The organism is Streptomyces sp. NPDC007983, from assembly GCF_042958345.1.
Classification (GTDB): domain Bacteria; phylum Actinomycetota; class Actinomycetes; order Streptomycetales; family Streptomycetaceae; genus Streptomyces.
In genome coordinates this window covers 1-23,783 of the sequence record NZ_JBIBJI010000041.1, presented here as the reverse complement: position 1 = coordinate 23,783, position 23,783 = coordinate 1, and the positions used below count along the sequence as shown (strand labels likewise).

At 71.4% G+C, this 23,783-nt stretch carries 16 protein-coding genes, 1 tRNA gene and 1 pseudogene; 10 read left to right on the top strand and 8 right to left on the bottom strand.

Annotation, left to right across the window (positions count from 1 at the left end):
- Positions 1 to 377: 377 nt before the first annotated feature.
- The 6 genes from thrB to ACFZCY_RS44675 all read right to left on the bottom strand — a co-directional run bounded on the left by thrB (position 378) and on the right by ACFZCY_RS44675 (position 7,288).
- Positions 378 to 1,292: a homoserine kinase gene (gene thrB / locus ACFZCY_RS44700; RefSeq protein WP_391187456.1), complete on the bottom strand. Its 915-nt coding sequence runs from the start codon at positions 1,290 to 1,292 to the stop codon at positions 378 to 380.
- A 462-nt stretch (positions 1,293 to 1,754) separates the two neighbouring features.
- Complete coding sequence (thrC, locus tag ACFZCY_RS44695; RefSeq protein ID WP_361476280.1) at positions 1,755 to 2,861, bottom strand: threonine synthase; 1,107 nt, start codon at positions 2,859 to 2,861, stop codon at positions 1,755 to 1,757.
- 66 nt (positions 2,862 to 2,927) lie between these two features.
- Positions 2,928 to 4,220 carry a homoserine dehydrogenase gene (locus ACFZCY_RS44690; RefSeq protein ID WP_391187454.1) on the bottom strand — a complete coding sequence of 431 codons (1,293 nt, stop codon included), beginning with the start codon at positions 4,218 to 4,220 and terminating at the stop codon, positions 2,928 to 2,930.
- 188 nt (positions 4,221 to 4,408) lie between these two features.
- On the bottom strand, positions 4,409 to 5,800 hold the full coding sequence (gene lysA / locus ACFZCY_RS44685) for a diaminopimelate decarboxylase (RefSeq protein WP_391187452.1): 1,392 nt from the start codon (positions 5,798 to 5,800) through the stop codon (positions 4,409 to 4,411).
- A 17-nt stretch (positions 5,801 to 5,817) separates the two neighbouring features.
- A complete protein-coding gene (locus ACFZCY_RS44680) occupies positions 5,818 to 6,735 on the bottom strand; it encodes an arginine--tRNA ligase (RefSeq protein WP_391187450.1) in 918 nt (305 codons plus the stop codon).
- Positions 6,736 to 6,856: 121 nt separating this feature from the next.
- Positions 6,857 to 7,288 (bottom strand): response regulator, encoded by a 432-nt coding sequence (locus ACFZCY_RS44675; protein ID WP_234356823.1) that lies wholly within the window; start codon positions 7,286 to 7,288, stop codon positions 6,857 to 6,859.
- A 238-nt stretch (positions 7,289 to 7,526) separates the two neighbouring features.
- Between ACFZCY_RS44675 and ACFZCY_RS44670 the strand changes: the two genes are divergently transcribed.
- From ACFZCY_RS44670 to ACFZCY_RS44660, 3 genes are all read left to right on the top strand, one after another.
- Positions 7,527 to 7,598 (top strand) — tRNA-Arg (locus ACFZCY_RS44670).
- Positions 7,599 to 7,984: 386 nt separating this feature from the next.
- Positions 7,985 to 8,380 carry a hypothetical protein gene (locus tag ACFZCY_RS44665; RefSeq protein ID WP_391187447.1) on the top strand — a complete coding sequence of 132 codons (396 nt, stop codon included), beginning with the start codon at positions 7,985 to 7,987 and terminating at the stop codon, positions 8,378 to 8,380.
- 115 nt (positions 8,381 to 8,495) lie between these two features.
- Positions 8,496 to 9,272 carry a hypothetical protein gene (locus tag ACFZCY_RS44660; RefSeq protein WP_391187445.1) on the top strand — a complete coding sequence of 259 codons (777 nt, stop codon included), beginning with the start codon at positions 8,496 to 8,498 and terminating at the stop codon, positions 9,270 to 9,272.
- A 344-nt stretch (positions 9,273 to 9,616) separates the two neighbouring features.
- On the opposite strand, the gene ACFZCY_RS44655 is transcribed toward ACFZCY_RS44660, so the two are convergent.
- Together ACFZCY_RS44655 and ACFZCY_RS44650 are read right to left on the bottom strand one after the other, a co-directional pair.
- The gene (locus tag ACFZCY_RS44655; RefSeq protein WP_391187443.1) at positions 9,617 to 11,293 is read right to left on the bottom strand and encodes an SWIM zinc finger domain-containing protein; all 1,677 of its coding nucleotides are present in this window, start codon (positions 11,291 to 11,293) and stop codon (positions 9,617 to 9,619) included.
- Between the two features lie 75 nt (positions 11,294 to 11,368).
- Positions 11,369 to 12,802 (bottom strand): DUF234 domain-containing protein, encoded by a 1,434-nt coding sequence (locus ACFZCY_RS44650; protein WP_391187441.1) that lies wholly within the window; start codon positions 12,800 to 12,802, stop codon positions 11,369 to 11,371.
- Positions 12,803 to 13,141: 339 nt separating this feature from the next.
- On the opposite strand from ACFZCY_RS44650, the gene ACFZCY_RS44645 reads away from it, so the two are divergent.
- From ACFZCY_RS44645 to ACFZCY_RS44615, 7 genes and pseudogenes are all read left to right on the top strand, one after another.
- A complete protein-coding gene (locus ACFZCY_RS44645; RefSeq protein ID WP_391187440.1) occupies positions 13,142 to 14,743 on the top strand; it encodes a TIGR02677 family protein in 1,602 nt (533 codons plus the stop codon).
- Positions 14,740 to 16,005, top strand: a complete 1,266-nt coding sequence (locus ACFZCY_RS44640) for a TIGR02678 family protein (RefSeq protein WP_391187438.1) — start codon at positions 14,740 to 14,742, stop codon at positions 16,003 to 16,005. Before ACFZCY_RS44645 ends, ACFZCY_RS44640 begins: the two co-directional genes overlap by 4 nt.
- Positions 16,002 to 20,147 (top strand): TIGR02680 family protein, encoded by a 4,146-nt coding sequence (locus tag ACFZCY_RS44635; protein ID WP_391187436.1) that lies wholly within the window; start codon positions 16,002 to 16,004, stop codon positions 20,145 to 20,147. The genes ACFZCY_RS44640 and ACFZCY_RS44635 overlap by 4 nt, the downstream gene beginning before the upstream one ends.
- A 68-nt stretch (positions 20,148 to 20,215) precedes the next feature.
- Positions 20,216 to 21,463, top strand: a complete 1,248-nt coding sequence (locus ACFZCY_RS44630; protein WP_391187433.1) for a TIGR02679 family protein — start codon at positions 20,216 to 20,218, stop codon at positions 21,461 to 21,463.
- A gap of 44 nt (positions 21,464 to 21,507) precedes the next feature.
- Positions 21,508 to 21,771 carry a CopG family transcriptional regulator gene (locus ACFZCY_RS44625; protein WP_391187431.1) on the top strand — a complete coding sequence of 88 codons (264 nt, stop codon included), beginning with the start codon at positions 21,508 to 21,510 and terminating at the stop codon, positions 21,769 to 21,771.
- Positions 21,768 to 22,190 (top strand): annotated as a pseudogene (locus ACFZCY_RS44620) (type II toxin-antitoxin system VapC family toxin). The gene ACFZCY_RS44625 and the pseudogene ACFZCY_RS44620 overlap by 4 nt, the downstream one beginning before the upstream one ends.
- 614 nt (positions 22,191 to 22,804) lie before the next feature.
- Positions 22,805 to 23,269 carry a hypothetical protein gene (locus ACFZCY_RS44615; protein WP_391187429.1) on the top strand — a complete coding sequence of 155 codons (465 nt, stop codon included), beginning with the start codon at positions 22,805 to 22,807 and terminating at the stop codon, positions 23,267 to 23,269.
- The last annotated feature ends 514 nt before the right edge of the window (positions 23,270 to 23,783 follow it).

The following is a 23,783-nucleotide window of genomic DNA, read 5'->3' as shown; positions in this document are numbered from 1 at the left end:
GGCGTCGGCCTGTCTGGCTCGGCGACCGGTTGTGCTGTCCGGCTGTGGTCCTTCCGTTACGGACCGGGCCGGGGCGGTGGTCCGCCGGTACGGCGGAGAGAACATTCATGGTTCCGACGAGACGGAGTGGTTCACTCGAATCCGCCACGCCGATTCCGGTGCGTGCACGACACTGCTCAGGCAGGCTGCTCAGGCAGTGTGGGAGGCTCCCGGAAGAAGGGTGGTCCCGGATGGGGACACTGAGCACTGCGCCTCCGCTTACATCCAAGAGGCTTCAAGTGCAGACTTGAGGTTAACACTACCGGATCCAACAAACATTCCCCCTCTCCAACCGGCAATCGAGTTGTGCGTGGCCCGGGGACGCCCCGGGCGGCTGGTCAGCTGAGCGGCAGGACGCTCGCCCCCCCGGCGTCGAGAGCCAGCCGGTTGGCCGCCCACCCATCGCCCGCCAGCCGTGCGACCTTGTCGGCCGCACCGTCCTCGACCAGCGCGAGCACCGTGGGGCCCGCGCCGGAGACGACCGCGGGGACGCCGTCCGCACGCAGTCGGTGCACCAGGCTCACGCTGTCGGGCATCGCCGGAGCGCGGTATTCCTGGTGGAGCCGGTCCTCCGTCGCCGCGAGCAGCAGCTCGGGACGCCTGGTCAGGGCCTCCACGAGCAGGGCCGCCCGCCCCGCGTTGACGGCCGCGTCCACATGCGGGACGGTGCGCGGCAGCAGTCCGCGGGCGGTCTCCGTGAGCACCGGCTTCCCGGGCACGAAGACCACCGGAACGATGGAATCGGCAGGGTCCATTCTGATCGCCCGGGCGGCTCCCGCGTCCGTCCAGGCGAGGGTGAAGCCGCCGAGCAGACAGGCGGCGACGTTGTCGGGGTGGCCCTCGATCTCGGTGGCCAGCTCCACCAGCGCCTCGTCGTCGAGCTTCTCGGCGCCGCCTATCGTCACGGCGCGCGCGGCGGTGATCCCGGCGCAGATGGCGGCGGAGGAGGAGCCGAGCCCGCGGCCGTGCGGAATGCGGTTGGCGCAGACCACCTCGAGGCCGCGCGGCTGCCCGCCCAGCAGGTCGAAGGCGGTACGGAGGGACCGTACGAGCAGATGGCTCTCGTCGCGCGGCAGGCTCTCGGCGCCCTCGCCCGCGATGTCGACGTGCAGACCGGAGTCGGCCACCCGGACCACCACGTCGTCGTAGAGCCCCAGGGCGAGACCGAAGGCGTCATAGCCGGGACCGAGATTGGCGCTCGAGGCGGGGACGCGCACTCGGACGGCGGCGGCGCGGAACGCTGGACCGGCCATCGCTCGATGACTCTCCTTGTGTGACGTGAGATTGCTCGAAGAGGTACGGAACACCGCGGGGGCCACCGTGACGGGACGGCGACGCCATGAACGCTCTGCGTCGGGGCGGATTCAGTACAGCCTATCGAAGGAAGGTTCTGTGGCGACATAGGGCGCACGGGAGGCGCACGATGCGTGTCGCACTCCCTGTCGTCGACCGGGTCCACTCTACTGGAGGGTTTCCCATGCCCTCATCGTTCCTGCGCATCTCGTCCACCACTCGAGTGGATCTTGAGATCACCCCATGGAGGGGAGGCGACAGGAAGCGGGCACACGCCCTCTGACGTGGGCCGCAGCCGGGATCGCGGACCTTAAGGCGCGGACCCCGCGCGCCCTCCGGTCCGGGACCACACCGCCCCTGACGCGGAGATCCACGGGCCGGGCCGGGGCCGCCCAGGACGGCACCCCGGCCCGGCGCGCGTGCTACGCCAGCCCGAGCCGTACGGCCGCGGCGTCGGCGTCCACCGGCACGATGACCGGCTGCGGGGCGCCCGCGACCGCCCAGTCGGGGTCCTTCAGGCCGTTGCCGGTCACCGTGCACACGATGCGCTGACCCGGGTCGACCTTGCCCTGCTCGGCCGCCTTCAGCAGCCCGGCCACGCTCGCCGCGGAGGCGGGCTCGACGAAGACGCCCTCCTGGGAGGCGAGCATCCGGTAGGCGGCGAGGATCTGACGGTCGGTCACCTCGTCGATGAACCCGCCCGACTCGTCCCGCGCCCGCTCGGCCTGCGTCCAGGACGCCGGGTTGCCGATCCGGATCGCGGTGGCGATGGTGGCCGGCTCCTTGACCGGCTCACCGCGCACGATCGGAGCCGAGCCCGCCGCCTGGAAGCCCCACATCCGGGGGGTGCGGGAGGCCGGGCCGCCCTCGGCCGCGTACTCCTGGTAGCCGCGCCAGTAGGCGGTGATGTTGCCCGCGTTCCCGACCGGCAGCACATGGATGTCGGGCGCGTCGCCGAGCATGTCGACGATCTCGAAGGCCGCGGTCTTCTGCCCCTCGATACGGGCCGGGTTGACCGAGTTGACCAGCGCCACCGGGTACTTCTCGGACAGGCCGCGCGCGAGCGTCAGACAGTCGTCGAAGTTGCCGTCGACCTGGAGGATCTTCGCGCCGTGCACCAGCGCCTGGCCCATCTTGCCCAGCGCGATCTTGCCCTGCGGGACCAGCACCGCGCAGACCATCCCGGCGCGTACGGCGTACGCCGCGGCCGAGGCCGAGGTGTTTCCGGTGGAGGCGCAGATGACGGCCTTCGCACCGGCCTCCTTGGCCGCGCTGATCGCCATCGTCATGCCGCGGTCCTTGAAGGACCCGGTGGGGTTGGCACCCTCGACCTTGAGGTGGACCTCGCAGCCGGTGCGCTCGGAGAGCACCTGCGCGGGCACCAGCGGCGTCCCGCCCTCGCGGAGGGTGACGACAGGGCTCGTCTCGCCGACCGGGAGGCGATCGCGGTACTCCTCGATGATGCCGCGCCAGCCGTGCCACTGGCGGGTGCCGGACGTGCGAGGCCCGGCGTCAGCAATTGCGTTCATGATTTCCCTTTTTCTCCGCTCGCCTCTACTCGGCCTCTGCTCCGCCTCTGGCCTGCTATCGGCCCGCTACTCGCCCTCGACCCGCATGATGCTCGCGACATCACGGACGGTGTCGAGCCGGCGCAGTGTCTCGACGGTCGCCGAGAGATCGGCATCGCTCGCGCGGTGGGTCACGACCACGAGGGACGCCTCGCCGTCCTTCCCCTGCTGGCGGACCGTATCGATCGACACGCCGTGCTCGGCGAAGACTGTCGCGACCTGAGCGAGAACACCCGGTTTGTCCGCGACATCGAGGCTGATGTGGTAGCGCGTGACGACCTGCCCCATGGGGCTCACGGGCAGCTGGCTGTACGCCGACTCGCCCGGCCCGGTGGTGGCCCCCAGCTTGTTGCGGCACGCCGCGACCAGGTCCCCGAGGACGGCCGAGGCGGTCGGCGAACCGCCCGCGCCCGGTCCGTAGAACATCAGCTGACCCGCGGCGTCGGCCTCCACGAAGACCGCGTTGTACGCCTCGCGGACCGAGGCCAGCGGATGGGCCAGCGGAATCATCGCCGGATGCACCCGCGCGGTCACCGACCGGCCGTCGGCGGCCCGCTCACAGATCGCCAGCAGCTTGACGGTGCACCCCATGCGCTTGGCGGAGGCGATGTCGGCGGCGGTCACCTCGGTGATGCCCTCACGGTGCACATCGTCGAGGGTGACCCGGGTGTGGAAGGCGATCCCGGCCAGGATCGCGGCCTTGGCGGCGGCGTCGAAGCCCTCCACGTCGGCGGTCGGGTCGGCCTCGGCGTACCCGAGCGCGGTGGCCTCGTCCAGCGCCTCGGAATACCCGGCTCCGCTGCTGTCCATCCGGTCGAGGATGAAGTTCGTGGTGCCGTTGACGATGCCGAGGACGCGGTTGATGTTGTCGCCGGCCAGCGACTCGCGCAGCGGCCGCACCAGCGGGATCGCGCCCGCGACGGCCGCCTCGTAGTAGAGGTCCGTGCCGCGCTCCTGGGCGGCGGCGTGCAGCGCCGCGCCGTCCTTGGCGACCAGCGCCTTGTTGGCCGACACCACGCTCGCGCCGTGCTCGAAGGCGGTGGTGATCAGCGTACGGGCGGGCTCGATCCCGCCGATGACCTCGACGACCACGTCGATGTCCCCGCGCTTGACCAGGGCGGTCGCGTCGGTGGTCACCAGCTCGGCCGGTACGCCCTCCCGCACCCGCCCCGGGCGGCGCACCGCGATCCCGGCCAGCTCGACGGGAGCGCCGATGCGCGCCGCGAGGTCGTCCGCGTGCGTCGTCATGATGCGCGTCACCTCTGAGCCGACGACTCCACAGCCCAGCAGCGCCACTTTCAGCGGACGCGTACGCATCATCCGACCTCGCTTCTCATCCATCTAGGTGGTGCACCAGTCTCATGCACTGGATGGGGTTTCCAGGCCCCGGGTCCAGTATCCGAGATTTCTTTCTCGCCGATCGATCTACGCCGACCGATTTACGCTGACGATCTCGCTGACCGACCTCGCCGACCGGCCCCGCCGACCGGCCCCGCCGACCGGCCCCGCTAGCCGACATCGAGCCGCAGAAGATCCTCCTCCGTCTCCCGGCGGACGATTTCCCGCGCCTCACCACCCCGGACGGCGACGACCGGCGGACGCAGCGCGTGGTTGTAGTTGCTGGCCATCGAGCGGCAGTACGCACCCGTGGCCGGGACGGCGATCAGGTCCCCGGGCGCCAGGTCGGCGGGCAGAAAGGCGTCCCGTACGACGATGTCGCCGGACTCGCAGTGCTTGCCGACGACCCGGGACACCATCGGCTCGGCCGTGGACGAACGGGAGACCAGCGCCACCGAGTACTCCGCATCGTAGAGCGCCGTACGGATGTTGTCGGACATGCCCCCATCGACACTGACGTACGTCCGCAGCCCGGGCAGTTCCTTGACCGTACCCACTTCGTACAGCGTGAACGCCGTCGGCCCGACGATCGCCCGCCCCGGCTCGACGGACAGCCGCGGCACCGAGAGCCCGGCACTCGCACACTCCCGGGTCACGATCTCCCGCAACGCCTTGGCAATGTCCTGCGGCTCGCTCGGATCGTCGTCCGGCGTGTACGCGATGCCGAGGCCGCCGCCGAGGTCGATCTCGGGCAGCTCCACCCCGTGCTCGTCCCGTACCTCCTTGAGCAGCCCCACGACGCGGTGCGCGGCGACCTCGAAGCCGGAGGTGTCGAAGATCTGCGACCCGATGTGCGAGTGCACGCCGATCAGCTCGAGCCCGTCGAGCTTCAGCGCCCGCCGCACCGCCTCGGCCGCCTGCCCGCCCGCCAGCGGAATCCCGAACTTCTGGTCCTCGTGGGCGGTCGCGATGAACTCGTGCGTATGCGCCTCGACGCCGACCGTGACCCGGATCTGCACCTTCTGCCGCTTGCCCAGCCGCTGCGCGATGTGGGCGACGCGGACGATCTCCTGAAAGGAATCGAGCACGATGCGCCCGACGCCCGCGCTTACGGCCCTTTCGATCTCCCTGCTGCTCTTGTTGTTCCCATGCAGCGCGATCCGCTCGGCGGGCATCCCGGCGGCCAGCGCGGTGGCCAGCTCCCCCTCGGAGCAGACGTCGAGGTTCAGCCCCTCCTCGTGCAGCCAGCGCACGACGGCGCGGGAGAGGAACGCCTTCCCGGCGTAGAACACGTCCGCGTCCTCCCCGAACGCCTCCCGCCAGGCCCGGCATCGGGCGCGGAAGTCGTCCTCGTCGAGGAAGTACGCGGGCGTCCCGAACCGCTCGGCGAGCGTGGCGACGTCGATCCCGCCGACGCTCACCACTCCTTCGTCATTCCTGGTCACCGTCCGGGACCAGACCCGAGCATCGAGCTGATTGAGATCGGCGGGCGGCGCGGCGTAGTGCCCCTCGGGCAGAACATCGGCGTGACGGGGCCCGGCGGGGTGGGCGGAACGGCTCATGCTGTCTCTCTCATTGATCAAATGCGTTTCGGGGCGCTGATGCCAAGCAGGCGGAGGCCATTGGCGAGCACGATGCCGGTGGCCTCGGCAAGACGTTTTCGCCGCGTACCAGCAAGGAAGGCGTCAGCGGTGACAACAAGATGCCGCGCGACCCGATCGGGCGCACGGTGCCGGGCAGCAGCCTCGACGACACGAGGAAAGTCGCCGAGCAATCCAAGCAGCACGGCGTCGTCCGCACCCTCTCCACCGTCGACCGCACCCTCGACGGCCCGATGGGCGAGGGCATGCGCGTACCGCACCCGGAAAAGCGGATTCCCCTCCCGCTGCGACAGCAGACGACCGGGATCAAGATCCGGAAGATCATGCGCGGCAGCCCGCAGCAAGGCCCACCGAGCGGCATCGCTCCCCAGCCGAGTCAGCAGCTCACGCCCGTCGACCCCGGCACCCCGCACAGCAACGACCTCCCCGCCGACCTCTACGTCGGCGGACCCCCCACACCCCTCAACAAGCCCGACGACCACATGCAGCACCAACGCCGCCCGCACCTCGTCGGCGGGCGCGAAGCGCGCGCGCACCCCCGCGAGCCCGTCCCCCAGCCCGTACGCAGCCCCCTGCTCCAGCACGCCCCCGAGCAGCTGCTCATGCGCCCCGGCCTCGAGGGTGATGTTCAAGAACCCAGGCCCAGCGATCCCCACGGCCGCGATCCCGGGCGCGGAGACGAGCCGCCGCCGCAAAACCTCAGCAATGCCCGCGGCAGCCCCTGCCCCCCGCCCCCGAGCGAGCTGCAACGCCACGTTGGTCGCGTAATCCCCGCACCCGGGCCGCGGCGGGGTCTGCACCTTCACCCGCTCCGGCACATCGACACACAGCTCGTCGGCCTCGACGGCGCGACGCACGGTGTGCAGCACAGTGCGGGAGAGCTGGGCGGGTGTCACGGCACCAGCGTATGGGAGGAGGGGGGTGCCTCCGCGAACCGGTTTCGCCCCTCGGACCACCACGCACCGTCTCGCGGCGGCTGTGGGCTCAGGAGGCCCACCGACCAACCCACGACCTCGGCTAGCCGGTGGGCCCCACAGCCGGCTCAGCATCACCGGGCGCCGCCGCCCCAGCGGTCCCTCGCTTCATCAGCCGCCCCACGAGCGTCACCAGCTCGGCGGGCTCGAAGGGTTTCGCCAGAAAGGCATCCACCCCCAACGCCTGCCCCCGGTCCACCTCCACCTGCGTACACGCACTAATCATCGCGACCGGCACCTGCCGGGTCCGCGCATCAGCACGCAACCTGGACGCCGTCTGCAGCCCATCCAGTCTGGGCATCACGACGTCGAGAGTGATCACATCGGGCCGCACCTGGTGAACGATCTCCAGGCACTCGGCACCATCGGCCGCGGTCACGACCTCGAAGCCCTCCAGCTCGAGGTTGACCCTGATCAGCTGCCGGATGACCTTGTTGTCGTCGACGACAAGGACCCGGCCGGACAAGCCAGGCACACCCTGAAGAGTAGGCGCGCCCCCGCCCCCGCGTCCGCGTTTTGCCCACTTCCGCCACGTGCGAGGGACCTTTCCCTCACTCCCCTGCGCCCCGCCCTCCACATGCGGTATACGCCCCTCCGCCGCCACCCGCCCTGCTCTCCGCCCTCTCCCGCCCCTCTCCCGATAAGCATTCATGACCACCCTCTGGGAGCTGATAGTGTTCTACCTGTCGCCGCGAGAGAGCAGCGACGGGCAAGCCCCCGTAGCTCAGGGGATAGAGCAACGGCCTCCGGAGCCGTGTGCGCAGGTTCGAATCCTGCCGGGGGCACTCAGAGGATGGGAATGAACGCGACGGTTTTGCCGCGTTTGTCCGCCCCGGGTGTCATGATCGGGTGCCAGCACTTCGGTGCGGGCGCCCGATTTTTTGTTCCATGGGTCCAGCTCACGGGTGACGGCCACCAGTCCGTCAAGCAGATGCCCCGGGATCGTCACCCGTAGGGTCACCTCATCGCGAGGCCGGCTGTAACGGACCTCCAGCCCGAAAGCGTCGTAGAGCCGCCGCTGGATCTCCTCCGGGACCAAGGCGAGGTCGATGTCGAGGCGCGGGAGCGCGTCCAGCAGAGCCGCGCTGTCGACGGACCGTACCTCCGGCTTCGGGGCTTCCAGCCGGGCCAGCTGCTCGGCGAGCTCTGTGCGCTGCTTGCCCAGGGCGGCGTGCTCCCGGCGGATCGCGTCGCGAAACTCCTTCTCCTGTTCCGGGTCGACCCCGCTGGCCCGCTCGTCATCACCAAACCCATCGGCGAGAGTGCGGATGAGCCGGGCCTGGCGCTCGCCGATGGCCTTGATGGCCTGCTCCAGCGCGGCGCGTTCCTTCGCGGTGCGGTCGCCGGGCTCGTCCGCGAGCCGGGCGGCTTCGAGCGCGGCTCCGAGATGGGTGCGCCGGTCGGGACCGAAGACGCGAGTGGCGAAGAAGCGGGAGACGGATGTGATCAAGACCTCTTCCCGGACCCACAAACTCTTGGGATGGCCGCCGAACCAGGACTTGTCCCGGTGTTCGTCGAGTACCACCTCCGAAACGCCGGGCCGCGGCCGAAGGCCCGCCCCGACTGATGTGGGGTGAGGTGCGCCGGGGCTGGCAAGTGCGGTCGCTGGGGGCTCGAGCGGGCACCGCAACCGACTACCTGTCCCTCCGCGTCCCCGGGATATGTGTGCTACCTCATTCGACGTGACCACCCTCGGCATACCTTCCTGGCCGCACTGCGGGCACGGCGCTCCGCCGGGCGGCGCCGGTTGCCGCGGTCGCAGCGTCGAGCCCTACACCGCATGCCTGGCCCACCTCAGCGACGACGACCGCTCCGCCTATCTCGCTGGCCTGCAGCCCGGTGCCCACCTGGACCACCGTGGCACCCTCTTCACTGAAGAACTGTTGAGCGAACTGCTCGCCTCGCTGAAGGACCCATCCACAGACCGACCTTGCCTGGGCGACGCCCGATTCGATGAGGCGAAGATCGGCGGCTCAGCGTGGTTCGAGGGGGCGGAGATCGGCGTCGGCGCCAGTTTTCGGAGGGGGAGATTTGTGGGCACCGCGGCGGTGGGGCCGCTAGTATGCACAGGAACGCTAGACCTGTCGGAGGCGGTCTTCGAGAGCGCCGTGACCATCGAGGCCGCAACGGCGGTCTTGCACTGCCGACGAACGCGGTGGGCATCCACTGGCGCGCTGAGGCTTCGGCACGCCGCCGTGGACCTGAGCGATGCGGTTCTGGAATACCCAGTGAGCATGTCCGCCCACTCCCGGCCCTTCGCCTTGCTCAGCCGGGAGATGGCCGAGCCCGGCCTGACGGACCCCCGCGTGCGGGCACTATCGCTTCGAGGGGGGGACGCGGCGCACCCTGCTATGTACGCCTTCGAGAAGACCTCGACCCGAAGATGTGGACCACTGCCCGCGAGGCCACCGATGCGGGAGGACTTCTCGTTCTCCCAGATGTCGACCGCCGGGCAGTGAGCGGCTTGAAGTTCTCCGCCGCCCTTCCCGAACGCCTGGCGACAGCGACCCTGGCCGCCCGCCTCGCAGACTTCGACGGAGCCCGCGCTGTCCTCGCGGAGCCGACGCGTTTACACGTCTCTCCTCACCGGTGAGTCCGTAGCCGAGTCCTCTCTCGGATCCTCAGGTTTCAGTGTCTCGTGTGTCCAGGACCAAGGGTCAGGGCCTGTGCAGGACCGCGCCAGCCTGTCCCGGTCATGAGGGCCAGCCTCGCGGAGGCAGTGTTCCGGCTTGTGCAGGAACACCAGGTCAGGCTCCCTCCCGAGGTCCTTGCCGACATTTGGCCCGCCGTGGTGGCAATCGGCTCAGAGACCGTGTGCCTCCATCAGCCGCATCAGGTTGCGTTTGCGCTTCTGGGCGGTGCGCAGGGCAGTGGCGTACGCGGTGAACTCCTCCGGTGTTCCGAGGCGGCGGTGGCAGTCGCGGATGCTCAGCAGCAGACTGACGAGTTCCTCGTAGATCGCGTTGCCGGTCTGCTTGGTCAGCGGATCGATCAGGCGCAGGTAGACGCCGAGCGCGTCGGCGGGGCGGGTGGGGCGGGCCTGGTCGGCGAGCGTGAGCCACTGCCGGTCGTCGGCGTCGGTCTCGGTGGCGGCCTCCCAGGCGGCGTCGACGTCCTTGTCATCGAGCAGGGCATCGATCAAGAGGGGGCCGCCGTACCGGCCCTGTTGGCGCCGCCCCGCATCGGCACGCAGCAGGGCGAGCGCCCCCTCACGCTCGGCCTGCCAGCAGTCCGCAGCCCGGGCAGCGGCTCGCAGTTGCTGGTACGCGAGCAGGGTGCGGCAGGCGCCGAAGTGGTCGCGGCGCAGGACAACAGCATCGGCGAGCCGGTCCGCCTGGGTGTAGCGGCCGCAGAGGTAGTCGACGAGGGCGGTGTCGACGGCGGCGAGGTCACGGGCGTCCTGGATGCCGCGTTCCGCCCAGCGCAGGGCCTCGTCGGGGCGCCGGGCGGTGTCCAGCTCTTGGGCGATGACCAGATGCGTGTGGCCGTTCGGTGACAGGTCGGACGCGTGCACGGCGATCACCGCGTCGACGTCACCTCCCGCCTTGGCCACACGCTCCATCAGGTACTTCTCCGCCCAGCCGCGGCGGTTGCCCTGCCACGCCTTGACCGCCGACTTCCGCAGGACGGTCATTCCCGTGCCGCCGAGGATTTCCTCGTAGTCGAGCGGATCGATGTCCGTGAGGCCGTCGTCCACGTCGCCGAGCGCATGACCGACCAGCCAGCGCGCGAGCTCCTCGGGATCAGGGCGTGCCGCACGGCAGGCTTCGAGGTGGGCGTCGGCGAGGCCTGTACCGACCTGCCCGAGCCAGCCGTCGGAGTCGTCGACGTTCTCCACCGCGTCGGCGAGCAGCTTCATCGACTCCCGCGCCAGGGTGATCGCGTCGTCGGCCCGGCCCGAACCGGTGAGCGCGCCGATCGCGGACACCGCCTGCCCGGCCTGGTCGGCGTAGGCGCGGGCGTCGGCGTACTCGACGTACCCATATTGCGCGAACGGTGAGATGTCCAGCAGAACGCGGATACGGGCGCGGACCGCGGCGAGGTCTCCGCGAGCGCTGGCGGCTCGAAGCTGCAGGCGGCGCCGCAACTGCCGGTCCTCGCCGATCTGTTCCCGCATCAGAGCGAGCAACTCATCCTTGGACAGGTCGGACAGCCACCCGTCAAGGTCCTGCGCACGGTCCTGGGCCGCCTTTCGCTGCCGCGGCAGGCTCTCCCGTTGGGCGAGCATGGTCAGGCCGAGGGCGACCAGGTGCTTGCAGAAGTTGCCCTCCATACCGTACGGGCAGTCACACTCGCCGGACAGCCCGCCGGGCCCGTCCAGCGCCAACGCCACCTCGTACCGCTCCGTGCCATGGACACTCGCGGTGACCCAGCTGGCACCGACCTCGACTCCGGACACCGCGTCCAGGTAGCCGAGCCCCCGTTCGAAGGAGCGTGGACCGGCCAACGCCCGCAGAGCCGACTCACTGAACCCTTCCATGACCTTCCTCCGCGCTCGTGCCGTCCGCTGCCCCAGCAGCCGCTCTCCAGGAGGCTTGCCCGCCGCTCCCCCGGGTTACTGCCACGCGCGGACCATGTCTTCCGGGCCCCAGTGCGCCGCGAGCGGCAGGCCGTCCTCAATGCCGCAGCGGGAGACGGCGACGAGCGGGGTGTCCGGTTCGGCGCCGGGCACCGCGAGCATGTCCCGGGCCAGGGAGTCGTACTCGCGTCGGCCAAAAGGCTGGGACTCCAGCCACTTGATGGAGCCGATGAAGTGCACCGCGCTCGCCACCGGTTCGCGGTCGGCACCGATCAGGTCGATCTCGGGGTTGTTCTGCCGGTTCCACCAGCCGCCGACCGCTTCCGTGTGGGGCCATCTGTCATCGGGGAGCAGGCGCAGCAGCGACTCACGGATGACCGGCTCGACCGCACGTCCTCGCCAGGTGGTCCACGAGCGCTCGATGCGCTCCAGGGCGAGATCCCCGCGGCCGCGTTCGATCAGCGGGATTCCCCGTTGCAGGAAGGCCAGCCAGAAGCGGAGGTAGGGGTCAGCAATGCGGTAGCGCTTGTTCTTGGTGTCGGCCTTGGCCGACAGCGGCAGGTCGGTGGCGAGGACGCGCTTGGCCTGCAGGGTCTGCAGCAACGGGGACAGCGTCCCCGAGGGCAGCGCGCCAGCGCCGCCGGCCTGCGCGGCGATGGTGGAGAAGGTCCGCTCGCCACTGCCGACCGCCTCCAGCACCGCCCGCGCGTGCGAGCCTGAAGGGAACTCCCCCAGCAGCGACAGTTCGCCCGCTACCAGCAGCGGGGACAGCGGGCTGGCCACGGCCTCGCGTAGGAAGTCCGTACGCCCCATCCCAGGCCGCCACGACTGGACGATCTCGGGGAAGCCTCCGGTGATCAGCAGGGCGTCCACGGCGTCCGCCGCGTCCAGGCCCGTCATCACCTGCACGTCGGCCAGGTGCAGCGGCCGTACGGTCATCTTCGCGGCCCGGCCGAAGAACGGACGGCCGTAGGACTGCAGCGCCTCCATCACTGACATATCGCTGCCCACCAGGATCAGCAGGACCGGCTTGGCAGACAGGTGGCGGTCCCAGACCGTCTGCAGCGCCCCTTCGAATTCCTGGTCCTGCTCCACCAGCCACGGCACTTCGTCGATCACCGCGACACTCGGGGCATCGTCCGGGACGGCGACGGCCAGGGAACGCAGCGCCTGGTTCCAGTCCGCAGCGTGCAGTCCGGCCACCAGTTCCGCACCGGGCAGCGGGGACTGCGCGAGCGCCGCGGAGAAGTCCGCCCGCTCGGCGACGGCGTTACGGCCCCGGGTCGCCTGGAAGACCACATACGGAACGCCGGACCGGTCACAGAACTCCTGGACCAGGCGAGACTTCCCCACCCGACGCCGCCCCGTCATGATCACAGCCTGGCCCCGGGTGGCCCCCGCGCCCCCGGTCACGAGGCCCAGCTGCCTGGTCAGCAGGTCGAGGTCAGCGACCCTGCCCTTGAACTCCATCCCGACCCCGCCTCTCCCTATCAAACATAGTTTTGATTTTACGTAGATTGAATCTTACTTAGATGCAAGCTTACTTCTTCTGGGCGACTGCGGGCGATGACTGGAGAGATCGACGCGTCGCCCCAGACCCGCTCTCCGTCGTCTGTCAGTGGTGCGTCGTACGGTCTTCTTCGTGGTCGGTGACGTCCCTCGGGTGGAGCCGGCTGTCGAAGCGGTACGTCGCGTCGTCGTGCTCTCGGTGGGGGTCAGTGTGGTGACATGTAAGCGGCAGGGCATCCTGTCAATACCCGCGGCGGGGATTTCCGCCCTGGTGTACGTGTCGGGAAGAATGCCGGGACGATGACGTCACCAGCTTCCGGTCCGCGCGACAGCGAGCACGCGCCGTTCATCCATCTGACCGTGCCGAACGCGGCTTTGTACCGTCAGGTGATGTGTGCGTTCCTCGCGGCGAAGGAGCGGTTCGCGGTGCATCTGCGGCCCGAGGACGTGTACGCCGCACTGCTGCCGGAGCACCGGCCGACCGATCTGGACGCGGTGGTGCAGGCGCTGGACCGTCTCGTGGAGTGGGGCAATCTGCGGGCGGATCCGGACACCTCCCGGGTCACCGCGGTCGAGGACTTCTACCGCAAGCGGTTCATCTACCAGCTCACGCAGGCCGGGGAGGCCGCCGAGCAGGCGTTGTCGGTGTACGACGAGGCGCTGGGGCGGCGCGGTGCGCTGCAGGCGGTGGCGCTGCACGACATCATCACGCAGCTGCGGGCCCTTCTGGTGATCGCGGCCGAGCGGGAGGAGGGCGGGCCGGACGCGGCGAAGGCGCATCTGGCGCTGTCGGCGCTGACGGGCCGGTTCGAGGCGCTGGCGGAGAACGCGCGGGCGTTCATGGGGTCGCTGCAGCGCACCATGGATCTGCACGGTGTGGAGGTCGAGGTGTTCCTCGCCTACAAGGACCGGCTGATCCAGTACCTGGAGCGGTTCATCCAGGACCTGATCACGCTGGGCGGGCGGATCGCGGTGCTCATCGGCGAGCTGGAGCAGGACGGGCGGGCCGGTGTGCTGCTGCGGCTGGCGGCGGCCCGTGAGGCGGCCGACGCCGCGCCCGAGGACGCCGAAAGCGCCGAGGAGCAGGCGTACGAGCGGTGGGCGGCGAAGTGGTCGGGGCTCACCGCCTGGTTCGTCTCGGCGGACGGCCGTGAGTCGCAGGCCCGGCTGCTGCGCGGGCGGGCCCTCGGGGCGATCCCGCAGCTCCTGGCGGTGGTCAGGCAGTTGAACGAGCGGCGGGCCGGGCGTTCGGACCGGTCCGCGGACTTCCGTACCCTGGCCCGCTGGTTCGCCGAGGCCCCGGACGACGGGGCGCGGCACCGGCTGTGGCGCGCCGCCTTCGGCCTGTACTCCGCGCGTCATCTGACCGTGGACGCCGATACGCTGGCCGAGCGCACGGCCCGCCCGGTGCCCGCGTCCACGCCGTGGGCCGAGGCCGAGCCGCTGCGGATCAGCCCGCAACTGCGCCGTACCGGCAGCTACGAGCGCCGCGGCCGGGCCCGCCGGGTGCGGGACCGCTCCGAGCAGCGACACCGGCTCGCCGAGATCGCCGCCAGGCAGGCCGAGGAGATCGCCGCCGCTCGGGCCCGGCTCGCGACGGACGGCACCACGCGGCTGTCCGCGCTGGGAGAGCTCGACCCGGTGGCCTTCGGGCTGTTCCTCCAGCTGCTCGGCGATGCCCTGGCCACGTGGCGGCCCGGTATGACGAGCACCGTGGCGACCAGCAACGACGGCTCGATGGAGATCCGGCTGACGGCGCTCGCCGACGGGACGACAGCCGACATCCGCACGCCGGGCGGGACCTTCCGCGGCCCCGACCACCTGGTCGGGATCACCGACCTCACCGGCCCGGCCGCGCGGGACGGCCACACACCGGCCGAGACCATTGAGGGGGAGCCATGACCACGCCCCTGGGCGAGGTGCTGGACGGCCGGCGCACGGCCGAGGTGCACAAGGCGGCCCGGATGCTGTTGAAGGAGCCGCTGTTACTGGCGCGGGGTCCGCACGCGGACGAGTTCCGGCTGGTGCGGCAGCACGCTTCCGAGCTGCGTGACTGGTTCGACCGCAACACGGGCTGGTCGCTGCGGGTGGACGCGGAGGCCGCCCGGCTGGCCCGGATGCCCGGCACCCTGGGCGATCCCACCCATCCGGCGCGCGAGGCGTCCCGCGGCCGCGCCGCGTTCACACGCCGCCGGTATGTGCTGCTGTGTCTGGCCCTGGCCGCGCTGGAGCGGGGTGAGGCGCAGATCGCCCTGGGCCGGCTGGCCGAGCAGGTGGTGCTGGACGCCGCCGATCCCCATCTGGCCGCCGCCGGGGTGGAGTTCACCATGGAGCGCCGCGACGAACGCCTGGACCTGGCGGCGGTCGTGCGGCTGCTGCTGCGCCATGGGGTGCTGCGGCGGGTGGCCGGCGAGGAGGAGGCGTACGTCAGCGGCAGCGGCGACGTGCTCTACGACGTGCAGCGGCGCGTCCTAGCCGGGCTCCTGGCCACCCGCCGGGGCCCGTCGACGATCATCGCCGAGGAGTTCGAGGACCGGCTGGCCGAGCTGACCGCCGAGAGCGCGCTGGACAGCGACGAGCTCCGCTTCCGCGCGATCCGCCAGCGGCTGACCCGAAGGCTGCTGGACGACCCGGTGCTGTACTACGACGAGCTGACCGACGAGGAACTCGCCTACCTGACCCGCCAGCGCGCCTTCCTCACCGCTCGCATCACCGAACTGACCGGCCTGGTCGCCGAAGTGCGGGCCGAAGGCATCGCCATGGTGGACCCGCACGACGATCTGACCGACGTACGGATGCCGGAGCAGGGCACGCACGGGCACGTCACCCTGCTGCTCGCCGAACACCTGGCGGCCACGGACGGCGAAGTGAGCCGCGCCGACCTCGAACGCAAGGTTCAGGAGCTGGCCGCAGAACACGGTGCGTTCTGGTCGAAGAGCGCCAAGCAGCCCGGCGCGGAGGCGGAGCTGGTCGGCCGGGCGCTGGAGAGGCTCACCGCGCTCGGCCTGGTCGCGGCCACCCCGAAGGGCATCGTCCCGCTGCCCGCGCTCGCGCGGTACGCGGTCGGCGAGACCGTCGTGACGGAACCGGGACAGGCATCCTCCCGCACACCCCGTGCTCCTCGCACGCCCCGCACACCCAAGCGAAAGGCACCGCAGTCGTGACCGCCCTGCCCGACCCGACACCCGGCCGGTGGCAGCCGCTGCGCATCGGCCTGGTCGACCTCTTCCACTACGACGCGGAGGAGTTCTGGTTCCGTGACGGCCGCCTGCTGCTGCGCGGCAACAACGGCACCGGCAAGTCCAAGGTGCTCGCCCTGACCCTGCCCTTCCTCCTGGACGGCGACCTGTCCGCGCGCCGGGTGGAACCCGACGCCGACCCGGGCAAGCGCATGGAGTGGAACCTGCTGCTCGGCGGCCGGCACCCGCACCCGGAGCGGCTCGGCTACACCTGGATCGAATTCGGCCGCCGCGACCAGGACTCGGGCCGGGCGCACTTCCGCACGCTGCTGTGCGGGCTGAAGGCGGTAACGGGCCGCGGCATCGCCCGCCACTGGTACGCGGTCACCGACCAGCGCGTCGGCGAGGAGCTGACCCTGCTCGACGCCACCGGCACCGCGCTGTCGCGGGACCGCCTGGCCGAGGCCGTCGCCGGCCGCGGCGTGGTCCACGACCAGGCGAAGGCGTACCGCAGGGCGGTCGACGAGGCGCTGTTCGGGCTCGGCGAACGGCGCTACGCCGCCCTGGTCGACCTGCTCATCCAGCTGCGCCAGCCCCAGCTGTCCAAGCGCCCCAATGAGACGGCGCTGTCCCGCGCGCTGACCGAGGCGCTGCCGCCCATGGACCAGGCGGTGATCGCCGATGTGGCCGAGGCGTTCCGCTCCCTGGACGAGGAGAAGGAGGAACTGCGGGCGGCGAGTGAGGCCGAACGGGCCGCCTCCGCCTTCCTCGACCACTACCGCCGCTACGCCCGCGTGGCCACTCGCCGACGGGCCCGGCTGCCGCGCAGCGAACACGCTCGCTACGAACAGCTGCACCGTGACCTGTCCCAGGCGCGGACCGAACGGGAAGAGGCCGAGCGGCAGCGGGCCGAGGCCGCGGAGCGGATCGCCCGGCTGGAGGAGACGGCCGTGCGGCTGGCGGCCCAGGACACCGCGCTGCGCGCGGGGCCGGAGATGCGCAGCGCCCGGGAGCTGGAGCAGGCGGCGGCCGACGCACGGCGCACCGCCGGCGAGCGGGCCCGTGCGGAGGCGGACCGGGACCAGGCCGCCCAGGCGAACTCCCGGGCCCTCGGCCGCCTGACGAGTGCCGAAGGGCGGCTGGCGGCGGCCGAGCAGCAGGTCGGGACCACGCTGCGGCAGGCGCGGGAGACGGCCCGGGCGGCCCGGCTCGACGACGTACTGGGGCCCCACGACGCGGTCCCGGAGGCGGAACTGCGCCACGCGGCCGAGGAGTCGGTGGCACGCCGGAGGCGCACCCTCGACCACGTGGAGGAGCTGGCCGGGCAAGCCGAACAGGCCGCCGGTGAACGGCGGGCCGCCGCCCGCCGCCTGGACGAGGCCCAGGCCGAGGCCGCCCACACCGCCGAACGCCAGGCCCAGGCGGAGGCGTCCGCCGCACAGGCGGGCCGGGACCTGGTGGGTGCCGTACGCGAACACCTCGACCGGTGCACGGAGCTGAGTCTTCCCGATCCGACGGGGCTCCTGGACGCCTTGCACGACTGGGCCACGCATCTGCACGGCCCCGGCCCCGCCCGGGAACAGGCCGCGGCGGCCCACCGCGGGCAGGCCGCAGACCTGGCCGACCAGGCCGCCGCACTCGGCCAGCGGCTGGCCGAACTGGCCGGGCGGCGCACCGAGGCGAGAAGGGAGCTGGCGGAGCTGGAGGCCGGTGGTCAGCACGGGCCGGAGGCACCCCACACCCGTACCCCGGGCCTGCGCGACCGGACTCCCGGGGCCCCTCTGTGGAGGCTGGTCGACTTCCACGAGCACGTCACTGCGGACGAACGGGCCGGGCTGGAGGCCGCGCTGGAGGCGTCCGGGCTCCTGGACGCGTGGGTGTGCCCGGACGGCACCATGCTGGAGGCGAGCGGGCACGACGTGCTGCTGTCCCCGCTGCCTTCGCACGCGTCGCGGGCAGGCGCCGTGCTCGCCGACGCACTGCGGCCCGCCGTCGACCACGGCGATCCCCGGGCCACGCAGGTCGGTGAACCGGCCGTGTCCGCTCTCCTGGCGGCCATCGGTCTCGGGGATACCGGTGCGCCCGGCACCTGGGTGGCGGCGGACGGTCACTTCCGCATCGGCGCGCTGACCGGCAGCTGGTCGAAGGAAGCAGCCGTGTACGTGGGTGAAGGCGCTCGCGAGGAAGCACGCCGCGCCCGGATCGCCACCCTGCGCGGCGAACTGGACGCCCTGGCCGACAGCACGGCACGCCAAGAAGCCGAACGCGCCACGGTGGCCGCACGCCGGCGCACCCTGGACGCCGAACTCGCCGCCGTCCCCGACGACGCTCCCCTGCGCCACGCCCACGCGGTGGCCGCCGCGGCGGCGGACGCCGCCCACCGGGCCGGTACCCGCCAGGAGGAGCGCGCGGACGAACTCACCGAGGCGGCCCACCGCGAGGCCGGAGCGGTCACCGCGCTGACCGAGACGGCCGACGCCGTGAACCTGCCCGCCGACCGGCCGTCCCTCACGGCCGTCCGCCGGTCCCTGGCCGACCACACAGCCGCCCTCGCCGCCCTGTGGCCATCCCTCCGCGACCGCGCCGAGGCGCGACGCGCTGTCACCGACGAGCGGGCGGAAGCCGACCGGACCGGGGAACGGGTGGCCGAACTGGACCGGCGTACGGCCGAGGCGGCCCGGCTCGCCGCCGCCGCGGACGAACACCACACCACGCTCCGCTCGACCGTCGGCGCGGCCGTCGCCGATCTGGAGCGCCGTCTGACCGAAACCGCGGATGCCCTCGCCTCATGCGAGCGGGACCAGAAGCAGGCCCGTGACGCGTACTCCGCCGCGGACCGCCAGGCCGGCCGTGCCGAGGGCCGCATCGAACAGTTGGACAAGGACGTCCACGAAGCGGCGGCCACACGCGCCGAGGCCATCGCCGCGCTCCAGCGGTTCGCGGCCACCGGCCTGCTGACCGTCGCCCTGCCCGAGGCTCCCGTGCCACCGCTGGACGGCGACGTCTGGGCCGCCACCCCGGCGATCGCGCTCTCCCGGGCGGTCGAGGCGGCCCTGTCCGGCACGGACGACTCCGACGGCGCCTGGGAACGCGTGCAGAAGCGGCTCAGCGAGGAGTACAAGAAGCTCCAGGACGTCCTCTCCCGGGGCGGCCACCGCGCCACGGCGCGCATGACCGAGGACGGGATGATCGTCGACCTCGTCTACCAGGGCCGCGAGCGGGCGGTGCCCGAGCTGGCCGGGGCCCTGGCCACCGAGGTCGAGGAACTGTCCCGCATTCTGTCGGCGCACGAACGCGAAATCCTGGAGACCCACCTGCTGACCGAGGTCGCCGGCACCCTGCAAGAGCTGATCGGCACAGCCGAGCGCCAGGTACACGCCATGAACACCGAACTTGAGCAGCGGCCCACCTCCACCGGAATGACGCTGCGCCTGATGTGGCGGCCCTCCCGCAAGGCACCGGCCGGCCTGGCTCAGGCGCGGACACGGCTGCGCCAGTCCGCCGACGCCTGGGCGGCCGAGGACCGGGCGGCGGTCGGCGCGTTCCTGCAAGCCCAGATCGCCCGCGCGCAGGCCGAGAACGCCACCGGCAGCTGGCTGGAAGTGCTCACCACCGCGCTCGACTACCGCGCCTGGCACGAATTCGGCATCGAACGCCACCAGCACGGCGCTTGGGTACCCGCCACCGGGCCCGCATCCGGCGGCGAACGCGTCCTGGCCGTCTCCGTACCCCTGTTCGCCGCCGCCTCCGCTCACTACGCCACCGCCGCTCCCCACGCCCCGCGCCTGGTCACCCTGGACGAAGCCTTCGCCGGCGTCGACGACGACTCCCGCGCCAAGTGCCTGGGCCTGCTCCACGCCTTCGACCTGGACGTGGTGATGACCAGCGAGCGTGAATGGGCGTGCTACCCACAAGTACCCGGCATCGCCATCGCCCAGCTCTCCCGCGTCGACGACATCGACGCGGTCCTGGTGACCCGCTGGCAGTGGGACGGCGCCGAGCGGGCGCGGGCCCCCGAACCCGACCGGCGCACGGCGACCGTCCCCGCACCGGCGCACTCTCCGGGGGAACCCGGCCCGGCCCCCGCCGAGGCCCCCGCGTCCGGCCAGAACGCCCTGTGGGCCTGAGGCAGGGAGGCGGGACCGACCGTGGAAGGGAAGGACCCACCGTGGCGAGGAAGGGGGACGACCCCCAAATGAGCGCATCCGATGCCCCCGCCGGGCGCGTCGACCGCGACCGCCTCACCCGCCTCCTCGGCGACCCGGGCTGTGCCTGGCTGCTGGACCGGATACGCCGCCGCATGGAACGCGCCGAGCCACTCACCGGCCCGGTCATCCTGGCCGCGCCCACCGACGGCGAGCGGGCCGCCGCCGAGCGCCTGCTGGGCCGGGCCCCCGGCGGCGGGCGCTCGCTGAGCATCCGGCTCGACGCCGTCGACACCATCCTGCGCCGCTCCGGCGTCAGCCCCGACGGCCTCGCCACCGCCGTCATCGCCCTCACCGGACCCGTCACCCTCCTCAGCGACGCGCGCCGGCGGGAGGCGGACGCCTGGCAGGACGCGTACACCCCGCTCACCGGTTTGTGCTCCGAGCGGCCCGAACTGACCGACTGGGGCGAGCACCTACGCGTGAGCGGCCTCGTCCGCCGCCTCGCACGCGACCCGGAGACCGCCAGGGCCCTGCTCACCTCCACCGCGACGGCGCTGCGGAGCCTGCCCACGGATCCGGCCGTCTCCCTCCCGGCCTTCGCCGCCCGCACCCTCGGCGACGCCCACGCCCTCGACGACGGCACCCCGCTCGCCACCCTCGTCCACTCCGGCATCCGCGCCCTGACCGGCTTCCCCGACGGCACCGGAGCCGAGTGGCGCCGCGAAGCATGGGCCTCCGCGGGCCTCCTCAAGGACGCCCTGTCCTCCACCGTCCTGACCCTGGGCCTGCGCGGCACACCCGCGCTCGACTGGGCCACCGGCACCGGGGAACCCGCCGTGCTCACCCTGCGCCAGCTCACCCGCACCCCTCCCCGCGCGACGCCCCCGGTGGTGCGCGTCTGCGAGAACCCGGCCGTGCTCGCCACCGCGGCCGACACCTACGGCCCCGCCTGCCCGCCCCTGGTCTGCCTCCAGGGCCAGCCCTCGGCCGCCGCCCTCACCCTCCTGCGCCACCTGCACTCCCACCGGGCGAAGCTGCTCTACCACGGCGACTTCGACTGGGGCGGCATACGCATCGCCGCCGCCCTGCTGCAGCGCGTGCCCTGGCGCCCCTGGCGCTACACCACCGTCGACTACCGCGCCGCCGCCGGCAGAAGCCCCCTGACACCATCCCTGACGGGCACACCTGCCACCGCTCCCTGGGACCCGGACCTGCGGGCCGCCCTCAGCGAATTCGGCGTACGCGTCGAGGAGGAAACCGTCCTCGACGATCTCCTGACCGACCTCGCACCCTGACAACTCACGGGATCGCTCGGAGCATGCGCAGTAACGTAAGGAGCATGTCCGAGCCCACCCAGAAGTACTCGATCACGATGCCACGGGATATCGCCGAAGCCGCTCGCGCTCGCAGCGGGCCGTCCGGCCCGTCCGCATACGTCGCCGCGGCCGTGGCCCGCCAGATCGAGCGCGACAACCTCAACGAGCTCACCACTGTGGCCGAGGCCGAACACGGACCGATCACCGACGAGGAGGTCCAAGGGCTCCGGGACCAACTCCAGCAGGCCCGTAAGCAGCAGACACCCGGGGGAGCGAACGCGGCGTGACGCGATCATCCGCTGCCGTACCCGGCGGATCCCTGGTCCTCGACAGCGAGGGACTCGCCAAGGCCGTACTGCGGGGACCGCGGGGTCACCCGATGGCTCGCCTGGCCCGCGCCGACGACCTCCGAGTGATCATCAGCGCCGCCACCCTCGTGGAAGCCGTCCATCCCCGGATCAACCGGCCGGCGCTGGAGTGACCCCTCTCCCGCACCGTCATCGAACCGGTCACCGACGCCGACGCCGTCGCCCGCCATGCCGCCACCCTCCTGGCCGACACCGGCCTGCACGGGCACAAGTACGCCATCGACGCCATGCTCAGCGCCACCGCCCTCGCCGCCCCCGGGCCCGCCACAGTGCTCACCTCCGACCCCGAAGACCTCACGGCGCTGTGCGGCGGACACGTCACCGTCATCAAGATCTGACGGCACACCCCTCACGCCCTGCCGAACGTGCGCCAGGCGAGAGCCGACACGGCGCCGGTCGTCCGGTCCGCCGCTGATGCGCTGGGGGCGGGCCCCGTCCACTGCGGTCGGAGTGCCGGTCGGTTACGTGCGCGCTCGGGGCATTGGCACCGGGACGGTCATCTGAATCACCAGCTCACCATGCATCGATGGTTCGGTTCGTCCCCACGTGCTGGGTCCTTCGCCGGGGGGCACCTCGCCGTAGGTGCCAGCAGACCCCGCCATCAGCCGAGACGCTGAGTGCGGGGTCTTCGCGTATGTGCGGCGGATGCAGCGCCGAGCGATCCTCTGACGGGGTCTGTGCACTACTTGTGGAAAGGATCTTGGAGCGTCTGCCCAAGTCAGACCGCGGGAAGTGCACAGCGCTCCCGGCCGATCGCAAGGATCTCAAGCCGAAACCTGCTCAGCAGCAGGCGCTGGACCGCGTTCGTACGAACTGGCCCTCCGCGGCGGCAAGTTGGGACATACTCGCGATGTGCCTGCCTGACGGCAATCCGACCCAATCTCAGAGTCCGCGGAGCCTGCCAGTGAACACTTTCCCTCCGCCCGTGCCTCCCCCTGTACCACCACGCAGGGTGGTACTGATCAAAAACCCTCACGGTATCGTCCGCCGGCTCATGCGCAACGCTGGGGATGGGCCGTTGCCTGCTCTGGCGCTGCGCGTCCAAGACCGAGCCCGTGAGAGAGTCCGGGACTTCCTCAGCGAAGACGGATTCCGTGAACATCGTCTCTATGTCCTGGAGGTCGCTGGCAGCCACCCGCACATCAAGATCGGCTATAGCGCCGATCCGTGGGCTCGTTTGAACCAGCACATCGGGGCGATGAACCGCTGGTACCACACTTTGATCAGGGCCCACGTCTCCGAACCGCTGGATGACAAGCTCAGCGGTATGGAGGCGGAGGAACAGGCGCATAGCTTCATGCGCAAGCTCTACCCCGTGACCGCGCCGAGGGCCCGCGAGGCCTTCATGGGCACAGATTTCAAATTCGGCAAGACTTGTGTAGACATCGCCGTCAACCTCACGAAGTACTCCGCCTAATCGAAGGACGCGGAAGCCGAGGCGTGCGCTCGACGACCTCAGCTCGGTCTACTCCGGGGTCGAGCCAGGTCAACAGCGACCGAGCACCGGAGGTCGTATGGCCGAGAAGCAATCCCCGCTGGCGGGAGCGCCAGCGCACGGGCCTCCTGCCAAACGCGGTAGAACGTGAACGAGCCGACCACTCCCCCGCATTCATTGGTGAACAACCGCCCACCATCAGCCGTGTCGAAGGTGTCGAGGTGCTGCCGGAGCATGGTGAAGAGCTGAGGCGGTATCAGGGGCGCAGGCCGACGACCTGGCGACCACCTGGATCGATCTCCCCGGGTGACCTTCCGCTTCTTTCCAACGGATGCACGCGATCGGGGCCACCGGCCAAAGCCACTGCCGCTAGGGCCTGTGTGAGGTCGTGATCAATCTCGGGGTTTTGGTCCCTTGCGGGGGCAGGACCTGGTAGGACGCTGGGTGTGACACGTAGGCAACTCAGCGACGAGCAATGGGAGTTCATCGAGCCGTA

Coding starts and splice junctions, on each gene's coding strand:
- ACFZCY_RS44625 (WP_391187431.1), top strand. CDS start 21,508: ATGTCCGAGCCCACCCAGAAGTACTCGATCACGATGCCACGGGATATC.
- lysA (WP_391187452.1), bottom strand. CDS start 5,800: ATGAGCCGTTCCGCCCACCCCGCCGGGCCCCGTCACGCCGATGTTCTG.
- ACFZCY_RS44630 (WP_391187433.1), top strand. CDS start 20,216: ATGAGCGCATCCGATGCCCCCGCCGGGCGCGTCGACCGCGACCGCCTC.
- thrB (WP_391187456.1), bottom strand. CDS start 1,292: ATGGCCGGTCCAGCGTTCCGCGCCGCCGCCGTCCGAGTGCGCGTCCCC.
- ACFZCY_RS44650 (WP_391187441.1), bottom strand. CDS start 12,802: ATGGAGTTCAAGGGCAGGGTCGCTGACCTCGACCTGCTGACCAGGCAG.
- ACFZCY_RS44690 (WP_391187454.1), bottom strand. CDS start 4,220: ATGATGCGTACGCGTCCGCTGAAAGTGGCGCTGCTGGGCTGTGGAGTC.
- thrC (WP_361476280.1), bottom strand. CDS start 2,861: ATGAACGCAATTGCTGACGCCGGGCCTCGCACGTCCGGCACCCGCCAG.
- ACFZCY_RS44645 (WP_391187440.1), top strand. CDS start 13,142: ATGACGTCACCAGCTTCCGGTCCGCGCGACAGCGAGCACGCGCCGTTC.
- ACFZCY_RS44655 (WP_391187443.1), bottom strand. CDS start 11,293: ATGGAAGGGTTCAGTGAGTCGGCTCTGCGGGCGTTGGCCGGTCCACGC.
- ACFZCY_RS44640 (WP_391187438.1), top strand. CDS start 14,740: ATGACCACGCCCCTGGGCGAGGTGCTGGACGGCCGGCGCACGGCCGAG.